This window comes from Streptomyces durbertensis, from assembly GCF_014156695.1.
In the GTDB taxonomy this organism is placed as follows: Bacteria; Actinomycetota; Actinomycetes; order Streptomycetales; family Streptomycetaceae; genus Streptomyces; species Streptomyces durbertensis.
Map to the genome: position 1 here is coordinate 1 of NZ_WMLF01000209.1, position 9,161 is coordinate 9,161.

7 protein-coding genes are annotated in these 9,161 nt (G+C 73.9%); 2 read left to right on the forward strand and 5 right to left on the reverse strand.

What is annotated here, in order from left to right; translation table 11 throughout:
• Window positions 1–82: 82 nt before the first annotated feature.
• Entirely contained in the window at window positions 83–460 is a 378-nt protein-coding gene (locus GL263_RS15220; RefSeq protein ID WP_182856246.1) for an MGMT family protein, read from the reverse strand.
• Between the two features lie 428 nt (window positions 461–888).
• Between GL263_RS15220 and GL263_RS15225 the strand changes: the two genes are divergently transcribed.
• Both GL263_RS15225 and GL263_RS15230 read left to right on the forward strand, forming a co-directional pair.
• On the forward strand, window positions 889–3,471 hold the full coding sequence (locus GL263_RS15225) for a lysylphosphatidylglycerol synthase transmembrane domain-containing protein (protein WP_323379408.1): 2,583 nt from the start codon (window positions 889–891) through the stop codon (window positions 3,469–3,471).
• An 85-nt stretch (window positions 3,472–3,556) separates the two neighbouring features.
• Complete coding sequence (locus tag GL263_RS15230; protein ID WP_182856247.1) at window positions 3,557–5,200, forward strand: alpha/beta hydrolase; 1,644 nt, start codon at window positions 3,557–3,559, stop codon at window positions 5,198–5,200.
• Between the two features lie 93 nt (window positions 5,201–5,293).
• Here GL263_RS15230 and moeZ read toward each other — a convergent pair whose 3' ends face one another.
• The 4 genes from moeZ to GL263_RS15250 all read right to left on the reverse strand — a co-directional run.
• Entirely contained in the window at window positions 5,294–6,472 is a 1,179-nt protein-coding gene (gene moeZ / locus GL263_RS15235) for an adenylyltransferase/sulfurtransferase MoeZ (RefSeq protein ID WP_182856248.1), read from the reverse strand.
• 70 nt (window positions 6,473–6,542) lie between these two features.
• Complete coding sequence (locus GL263_RS15240) at window positions 6,543–7,301, reverse strand: spherulation-specific family 4 protein (protein ID WP_182856249.1); 759 nt, start codon at window positions 7,299–7,301, stop codon at window positions 6,543–6,545.
• The gene (locus GL263_RS15245) at window positions 7,289–8,200 is read right to left on the reverse strand and encodes an NAD-dependent epimerase/dehydratase family protein (protein WP_182856250.1); all 912 of its coding nucleotides are present in this window, start codon (window positions 8,198–8,200) and stop codon (window positions 7,289–7,291) included. The genes GL263_RS15240 and GL263_RS15245 overlap by 13 nt, the downstream gene beginning before the upstream one ends.
• A 140-nt stretch (window positions 8,201–8,340) precedes the next feature.
• Window positions 8,341–9,161: hypothetical protein (locus GL263_RS15250; protein WP_182856251.1), on the reverse strand; the 821-nt coding region annotated here is incomplete at its 5' end.

The following is a 9,161-nucleotide window of genomic DNA, read 5'->3' on the forward strand; positions in this document are numbered from 1 at the left end:
GGCCGGGCGGCGCGCCGGGCGCGAGGTGTCGTCGTGACGGAAGCTGGTGACTGTGGACAGCCGTACCGGACGGTCGGGCGGGTCAGCCGCCGGGCGGGCCGTGCCCCGCCTCGGGGCCGGGGCCGGCCCAGCGGGCGCGGCGCATGTCCAGCCTGGACCGGTGCCCGGCGGCGCCGGGGGCGGGGTCGCGCAGCGGCGTGCCCTCCGCGCGGTACCGCTCCAGGGCGCGCGCCTCGTGCCCCGGCAGGGGCAGGCCGTCCGCGCGCACCACCCGCCACCACGGCACGGCGGCGCCGTACCCGGCCATCACCCGGCCCACCTGACGGGGGCCGCCCTCCCCCAGCCACTCGGCCACGTCGCCGTACGTCATCACCCGGCCGGGCGGTATCCGTTCGACGATCTGGAGCACCCGGTCCGCGTAGTCGGAGATCACACCGCTCGGGTCGTTCATGGCGGACATCCTGCCGCACGGCACCGACAACGCCGGCGATACAGCCCCCTCCACACCCCCGGAACGGCCTGTTCCGGGTCGCGCGCCGGTCACGGGTCTGTTCCCATGAGCACCCTGATGTGCCGGGACGAGGTCCGGTCATGCCACCATCGTCCGGGCGGTGACGCGTGATACGGGATGAAGAAGACCAGACTGAGCGACAGCGGAGTGGGGAGTCTCCCAACGGGGAGACCCGCTCCGCCGCTGCCCTGCCCGCACACCTCACCGGCCCCGGCGACCGGACCCCGGGCGCCTCGAAGGACCCGCTGGACCCGGGCCCGCTCGACTCGGGCCCGCTGGACCCGGGCCCGCTCGACCCGGTGGCCCCTGGGACCCCGGAGACCCCACCTGCCCCGCAGCACCCGGCCGCGCCGCCGCCGTCCGGGGAGCGGGCCGGCGTGAGCGAGCGGCTGGACGGCGACGAACCGCTGCTCGCCGCCCGCGCGCACCGCCCCTCGGACCTCGTGCGGTTCCTGGTCGGCGCGCTCGGTATCGCCGTGGTGCTCGGCATCGCCTACTTCGCGCACGGCACGACCGCCGGCCTGGAGAAGGACATCGACAAGGGCGCCGGGCAGGCGCCGCCGCTGGTGATCAGCATCACGGCGGTGGTCGCGAGCATCGCCGTCCTGCTGGTCCCGGTGGCCTTCGCGATCGAACGGCTGGTGAAGCGGGACGGGCTGCGGATCGCCGACGGGGTGCTCGCCGCCGTGCTCGCCCACGGCGTCTCGCTGGCGGTGGCGCTGTGGGTGGCGGAGGCGGCGCCGGTGCCGATCCAGGACGCGCTCACCAAGAGCGCGCCCTCCGGCGGCCTCACCGACCCCGTCCACAACTACCTGGGCCCGGTCATCGCCTACATGACGGCCGTCGGCATGGCCCGCCGACCGCGCTGGCGGGTCCTGCTGTGGGTGGTGCTGCTCACCGACGCGCTGTCCGTGCTGGCCAGCGGGTACATGACCACGCTGGCGATCATCCTCACCCTGCTGATCGGCTGGAGCGTCGCCTACGGCACCCTGTACGCGGTCGGCTCCCCCAACGTGCGGCCCACCGGCCAGAACCTGCTCGCCGGTCTGCGGCGGGTCGGCTTCAAGCCGGTCAGCGCCCTGCACACCGAGGAGCCGGCGCTGGCCCCCGGCGGCGACCGGGGTGAGAAGGGCGACCACGAGCGCGGGCGCCGCTACCTGGTGACGCTGGAGGACGGCGCCCCCCTGGACGTGACGATCGTCGACCGGGAGCAGCAGGCGCACGGCTACTTCTACCGGGCGTGGCGGCGGCTGATGCTGCGCGGCATCACCACGCGTCGCAGCTCGCAGTCGCTGCGCCAGGCGCTGGAGCAGGAGGCGCTGCTGGCGTACGCGGCGATCGCCGCCGGCGCCAACGCGCCCAAGCTGATCGCGACCTCCGAGCTGGGCCCGGACGCGGTGATGCTCGTCTACGAGCACATCGGCGGGCGCCCGCTGGAGACGCTGCCGGACGACGAGATCACCGACGAGCTGATGCGGGCGGCCTGGCGGCAGGTGGAGGCGCTCCAGTCGCGGCGCATCGCCCACCGCAGGCTGACCGGCGAGGCGCTGGTGGTGGATCGTTCCGGCGCGGTGTTCCTCACGGACCTGCGCGGCGGCGAGATCGCCGCGGGCGATCTGGTGCTGCTGATGGACATCGCCCAGCTGCTCACCACGTTCGGGCTGCGGGTCGGGCCGGAGCGTGCGGTGGCCGCCGCGCTGGACGTGCTCGGCCCGGACGCGGTCGCCGACAGCCTGCCGCTGCTCCAGCCGATCGCGCTCAACCGCGGCACCCGGTCGACGCTGCGCCGGCTGGCCAAGGAGCGCGCCGACCGGGAGCGGGAGGCCGTGCTGGCCGCCTCCCGGGCCCGCAGGGAGGCGCGGGGCCGGGGCGACGCGCCCGGCGGGGACCGGAAGATCGAACGCGCCGAGAAGAACCTGGACAAGCGGGCGATCGACGAGGCGATGGAGGAGGTCAGGGAGGAGGACCTGCTCACCCGCATCCGCCAGGAGGTCCTGCGCATCCGGCCGGAGGCGGAGATAACCCCGGCCCGGCTGGAGCGGATCCGGCCGCGCACGCTGGTGAGCCTCATCGCCGGTACCCTCGCCGCCTACCTGCTGCTCTCGCAGCTGACCGACGTGCCGCTGGCGGGGCTGTTCGACGCGCACTGGGGCTGGGTGGCGGCGGCGGCGCTCTTCTCGGCCGCGAGCTATGTGGCGGCGGCGCTGAGCCTGCTGGGCTTCGTACCGGAGAAGGTGCCGTTCTGGCGCACGGTGAGCGCGCAGGTCGCGGGCTCTTTTGTGAAGCTGGTGGCGCCGGCGGCGATCGGCGGCGTGGCGCTCAACACCCGGTTCCTCCAGCGGTCCGGGCTGCGGCCCGGGCACGCGGTGGCGAGCGTGGGCGTCTCGCAGCTGTTCGGCCTGGGGTCGCACGTGCTGCTGCTCCTGCTCTTCGGCTACCTCACCGGCAAGGAGCACTCGGCGTCCATCCCGCCGTCCCGCACGGTGATCGCCGGGTTGCTGACGGCCGCGGTGCTGGCGCTGATCGTGACGGCGATCCCGGCGCTGCGGAAGTTCGTCACCACGCGGGTGCGGTCGCTGTTCGCGGGGGTGGTGCCGCGCATGCTGGACGTGGTGCAGCGGCCGAGGAAGCTGGCGAGCGGCATCGGCGGCATGCTGATGCTCACGGTGGTCTTTGTCCTGTGCCTCTACGCGTCCATCCGGGCGTTCGGCGGTGAGGCGAGCTTTGTCGTGGTCGCCACCGTCTTCCTCGCGGGCAACGCGCTGGGCTCGGCCGCGCCGACGCCGGGCGGCATCGGCGCCGTGGAGGGCGCGCTGATCGTCGGTCTGACGACGATCGGCGGGCTGGACGGCGCGACGGCGACCACCTCGGTGCTGCTGTTCCGGGCGTTGACGTTCTGGCTGCCGGTCCTGCCGGGATGGGTCGCCTTCACCCGGCTGACGCAGCGCAAACTCCTCTGACCGCGTCACCCGGACGGCGGCGCGCGGCGGGCGGACGGCACGGGCCCGACCCGAGGATGGCACTCCGCCGACGTTGGGAGCCACGATGGCAAAAGCCGCCCGCGGAACCGTTTCCCTCGCGGTCACCGCGCTGCTCACCGGTACCGCGCTCGGTGGTCTCAGCGGCTGCACGGCCGGCGGTGGGGAACCGACCGGGCCGCTCACGGAGGCCGCCCGGGACCTGGCCCGCTCCCCCGCCTCCCCCGTGCCGACCGCCGCCGAGCCGCTTCCGGAGGAGCTGACCGGGCAGCGGCTGGACTGGGGGGAGTGCCCGGATGTCGGCGAGGGGCCGCTCGGCGGCGTGCTGGAGCCGATGCCGGACGGTTCGGAGTGGGAGTGCGCGACGATGAAGGCGCCCCTGGACTACTCCTCCCCGGACGGCAGGACGATCGACATCGCCCTCGTCCGGGCGCCCACCAAGGCGGCGGACGACAAACGCCTGGGCTCGCTGGTCTTCAACTTCGGCGGACCGGGCGGTTCCGGCGTCCGCACCCTGCCGGCGTCCGGCTCGACGTACGCGAGCCTGCACACCCGCTACGACCTGGTCAGCTTCGATCCGCGCGGGGTCGGCCGCAGCTCGGGCGTGCGGTGCCTGGGCGACGAGGCGCTGGACGAGTACTACCAGAAGGCCCGCGTGCCCACGAGCGAGCAGCGGCTGGAAGAGGTCTTCGACGACCAGGAGCGCTACAACACGGCGTGCGAGGAGAACAGCGGCACGGTCCTGCCGTACCTCACCACCGCCTACACGGCCCGGGACATGGACCTGCTGCGGCAGGTGCTCGGCGACGACAAGTTGCACTACTTCGGCATCTCCTACGGCACCGAGCTGGGCGGGGTGTACGCGCACCTGTTCCCCGACCGGGTCGGCCGGGCCGTCTTCGACGCCGTCGTCGACCCGACGCAGGGCCCGATGGAGAGCGGCCTCGCACAGACCAGGGGCTTCCAACAGGCGTTGGAGAACTACCTGGAGGACTGCGACGCGACCGAGGAGGGCTGCCCGCTCGGCGATCCGGCGGCCGCCCAGCGGGCCGTCTCCGACCTGCTCGCCAAGGCCGAACGCGACCCGCTGCCGGCCAACGACCCGGCCGACCGCAGACTGACCGGTTCGCTCGCCGCGAGCGGCATCGTCCTCGCGATGTACTCCAAGGACTTCTGGGAGGTGCTGACCGAGGCCCTCCAGGACGCGATCGACGACGGCGACGGCACCCTGCTGCTGCGGATGAGCGACCTGCTCAACGGGCGGAGCGACGACGGTTCCTACGACGGCAGCGAGGCCGCGCGGACCGCGATCTCCTGCGCGGACACAAAAACGCGCTACTCCCCGGAGGAGGTGTGGGCGAAGGCCGCCGAGTTCGAGAAGGCGTCGCCGGTCTTCGGCCGCTACTTCGCCTGGGGCGCGGCGGGCTGCCACGGCTGGCCGGTGGAGGGCGTCGCGGACCGCCCGGACGTCTCGGCGAGCGGCTCCGACCCGATCGTGGTGATCGGCACCACCGGTGACCCGGCGACCCCGTACGAGGGCGCGGCCCGGATGGCCGAGGCGCTGGGCGAGGACGTCGCCGTCCAGCTCACCTACCAGGGCGACGGGCACGGCGCGTACAACAGCGGCGACAACTGCGTGCAGCGGTACGTCGACGCCTACCTGCTGGACGGGACCGTCCCGAAGGACGGCAGCCGCTGCCGGGCGAGCTGACCGGACGGGCCGGGCCCGCCGGGCACACCCCGGGAAGGGGCGGCTCGGCGGGCCCGGCCTCGGAGTACGTCCGGCAGGGTCCGTCCGGCGGGGTCAGTAGACGGGCTTCTCCGGCTCGATCTGGTGCACCCAGCCGATGACGCCGCCGCCCACGTGCACCGCGTCGGCGAAGCCGGCGTTCTTCAGCACGGCCAGCACTTCCGCGGACCGGACACCCGTCTTGCAGTTCAAGACGATCCGCTTGTCCTGCGGGAGGTCCTGGAGGGCGTTCCCCATCAGGAACTCGTTCTTCGGGACCAGTCGCGCGCCGGGGATGGACACGATCTCGAACTCGTTCGGCTCGCGGACGTCGATCAGCTCGATCTTCTCGCCGCCCTCCAGCCACTCCTTCAGCTGGGCCGGGGTGATCGTCGAACCCGCGGCGGCCTCCTGGGCCTCCTCGGAGACCACGCCGCAGAACGCCTCGTAGTCGATCAGCTCGGTGACCGTCGGGTTCTTGCCGCAGACCGCGCACTCGGGGTCCTTGCGGACCTTGACCTGGCGGTAGGTCATCTCCAGGGCGTCGTAGATCATCAGGCGGCCGACCAGCGGGTCGCCGATGCCGGCGAGCAGCTTGATGGCCTCGTTGACCTGGATCGACCCGATCGAGGCGCAGAGCACACCGAGCACACCGCCCTCGGCGCAGGACGGCACCATGCCGGGCGGCGGCGGCTCCGGGTAGAGGCAGCGGTAGCACGGGCCGTGCTCGCTCCAGAACACCGACGCCTGGCCGTCGAACCGGTAGATCGAGCCCCACACGTACGGCTTGTTCAGCAGCACGCAGGCGTCGTTGACCAGGTAGCGGGTGGCGAAGTTGTCCGTGCCGTCGACGATGAGGTCGTACTGCGCGAACAGCTCCATCACGTTGGAGGAGTCCAGCCGGTCCTTGTGCAGGTCGACCTGCACGTACGGGTTGATCCCGAGCACGGTGTCCCGCGCCGACTCGGCCTTGGAGCGGCCGATGTCGGCCTGGCTGTGGATGATCTGCCGCTGGAGGTTGGACTCGTCGACCTCGTCGAACTCGACGATGCCCAGCGTCCCCACGCCGGCCGCGGCCAGGTACATCAGGGCAGGCGAGCCGAGACCGCCCGCGCCCACACAGAGCACCTTCGCGTTCTTCAGCCGCTTCTGGCCGTCCATCCCGACGTCCGGGATGATCAGGTGGCGGGAGTACCTGCGGACCTCGTCGACGGTGAGCTCGGCGGCTGGTTCGACCAGCGGTGGCAGCGACACGACAGACCTCAGCAAGGGTTGGGTCGGGGACAAAAGGTTGCTCTTGTCCGTAACACTGCCACGCGCTATCTCATTCCGAGACTCCCGGTCCGACCTTCGAGACGATTTTGTCCCAGTAGCCGGGCAGCGACTCCCAGGGGTCCAGCCCGCCGCGCTGACTCCGGTCCGTCAGGTAGACGGTTCCGGCGCCCTGCCAGCGGGCGATCCGCAGCGCCTCGTCCAGGTGCCCGCCCGGAACCCCGTGCACCAGGTGGCAGAACCGCCCGGCGGGATGGTCCGCCGTCCAGTCCGGCGCCTGCGACCAGCGGTAGTCCGGCCAGGCGCCGTTGAACGTCACCAACTGGTCGGCCAGCTCAACGAAGCCCTGGTACGGGACGTCGCAGGGGGCGAGCACCAGCCGGCGCCCGGCGCCGCCCAGGGCCCGCAGCGTGGTGGTGACCCGCTCGGTGTCGGCCAGCGCGGCCCGGTCGCCGGGCGCCCGATCGAGGTAGAAGCCGTCGACGCCGTACCACTCCAGGAAGTGATGCGCGTCACTCACCAGTTCGCCGAAGTCCCGGGTGCCCAGCCGCAGGTCCAGAAGGCCGAGCACCGGCACCCCGGCGGACCGCACCCGGGCCACCGCCGGACCGCAGTACGGGTCCGGCCGGTCGCCCGGGCCGCCCGCCACGTTCAGCGCCACCCAGTCCAGCGGGAGCCCCGGGCGGCCCAGCTCGGCCCACTCCACCGGGGCGAGCAGCGGGTGGGCGTACCCGGGCACGCCCACCCGGAGCCGGGCCGCCGCGCGCGGCGGCCCGGCTCCCGTCGCGGTCGAGGACCTCAGATACGACACGCGGCCTCCATCCAGATGTCCGCCAGCGACTCCTCCAGCCCGATGCGCGGCCGCCAGCCGAGCCGGTCCCGCGCGGTGCGCACGTCCGCCTGCTGCCACAGGCCGCAGCCGTCCGGGTAGGCCGGCGCCTGCACGCCCATGTGCGGCTCGTCCACCTCGTGGACCGACCCCGCGAAGCCGGCGACCCGGGCCAGCACACCGACCGCTTCCCGCAGCCGCACCGCCCGCCCGGTGCCGATGTTCACCACACCCTGGGCGGCCGACAGCGAGGCCGCGTGCACGGCCCGGGCCACGTCCCGCACGTCCACGAAGTCCCGCTGCACGCCGAGGCCGCTCAGCCGCAACTCGATGTCACCCTGCTGCATCGCCCGGCGCATCGACTCGGCGAGCCGGCCCAGCGGCGAGCCGGCCGGCGTGCCGGGACCGGCCGGGGAGAACACCCGCAGCACGATGGCGTCCAGTCCCGAGGCGAGGACCAGCTCGGTGGCGGCCAGCTTGCTCACGCCGTACGGGCCGCCCGGCCGGGGCAGCGCGTCCTCGCCGGTGGACGAGCCCGGCTGCGACATGCCGTACTCGGCGGCACAGCCGACATGCACCAGCCGCGGGTTGCAGCCGCTGCGGCGCATCGCCTCGCAGACCGTCGCGGTGGCCACGGTGTTGTGCCGGGTCAGCTCCCGGGCGCCGCCGCGGATCGCGCCGGCGCAGTTGATCACCACGCCGGGGTGCACGGCGTCCAGGAAGCGGGTGAGCGCCCCCGGGCTGCCGGTGGACAGGTCGAAGCGCACGTCGGAGTCGTCCCGCCGGCCGAGCGCGGTGAGCTGCACCGCCGGGTCGGCGAGCAGCCGGTCGGCGACGTAGCGCCCGAGGAAGCCGGTGGCTCCCAGCAGCAACACCCTCATCGTGTCGTCTCCCCCCGCCGCGCGTCGGCGCACGTGGAACGTTCAGTGGTCATCGGTACAGCTCCTTGTCGGTTTACTGAGGTCTTCGGCCACCGCGCCGGGCGCGCTACCCGTCCGGACGCCCTGCCCGGCCGGGCGCGCTACCCGGCCGGGCGGCCGGTCCAGGGACGCCGGTGCGCGGAGGCGCCGGCGAGCAGTGCCGCGGTGCGTCCGAGCAGGCCCGCGGCCGTCACCCCGCACAGCACGGCAGGGACGGCTGCCGGACCGAACGCGGCGGTCAGCTCCTCCACCGGCGCCGCGAGCACGCCCAGCCACGGCAGTCGGGCCGCGAACAGCACCGTGAGCACCAGGAGTTCACCGGCGCAGGCGACAACCAGCGCGGTCGCGGCCGGCCCGGGGAAGCCGTGCCCGGCCAGCAGCAGGGCGAGGAAGAACAGCAGCGCGAGGGTGGTCAGCGCGACCGCCTCGGCCGGCGGCACCCCGGCGCCCGGCTCGACCAGCCGGTGGACGGCCAGCCACACCGACGCCAGACCGGCGACGAACAGCCCGAGCGTCAGCGCCAGCAGCGGCCGCACGGCGGAGGCGAACTCGGCGAGCCCCCGGCACACCGCCAGCCTGGTACGGACCCGCACGTCGAACCAGCGGGCGCAGCCGAGGCCGACGGCCACCGCGAACGCCAGCGTCAACGGCACCCGCCACGGGGCCGGCTCCGGCGGCTCCTCGGGGCCGCCCGCGAGCACGGCCGCCAGCAGCGCGTCGCCGTACAGGGCGTACGCCGTCAACCCGCAGGCCGCGAGCACCCCGCGCGCGGGCACCGCCAAGCCCCGCAGGGACCAGGCGAGCGCCAGCGCGACCAGCACGCCGCCACCGACCCCCACGGCCAGCCGGGTCGCCGCCGGGCTTCCCTCGGTCGCCGTCAGCGCGAGGAAGGTGGCCAGGCAGAGAAGTCCGGGCAGCAGGG